The organism is Xanthomarina sp. F1114, assembly GCF_026410255.1.
Lineage (GTDB): Bacteria > Bacteroidota > Bacteroidia > Flavobacteriales > Flavobacteriaceae > Xanthomarina.
In genome coordinates, this window is record NZ_JAPMLL010000056.1 from 1 (window position 1) to 316 (window position 316).

The 316-nt window shown below is 39.2% G+C and carries 1 protein-coding gene; it reads left to right on the forward strand.

Annotation, left to right across the window (positions count from 1 at the left end; translation table 11 throughout):
* Window positions 1-316, forward strand: a 316-nt coding sequence (locus tag OS188_RS14770; RefSeq protein ID WP_267149617.1) for a hypothetical protein, incomplete at both ends; no start/stop codon positions are given.

Genomic DNA, 316 nt, shown 5'->3' on the forward strand with positions numbered 1-316 from the left:
CTGTAACTTATACTATTACTGATACTTGTGAGCCAACTACTATAGAAAGTACTTTTACAATTTCAGCGCCTGAGGCTGTTGTTGCAAATGCTCCTGCTACAATGACTACTGATGCCTGCGACTATGCAGATCAAGCTGCTGTAGATGCTGCTTTTAATACTTGGCTAGAAGGATTTACTGTATCTGGTGGTTGTAATGCTACTGGAGATTACGGAACTCCCACTGCTCCACTTTTATGTGATGGTGGTACAACAACTGTAACTTATACTATTACTGATACTTGTGAGCCAACTACTATAGAAAGTACTTTTACAAT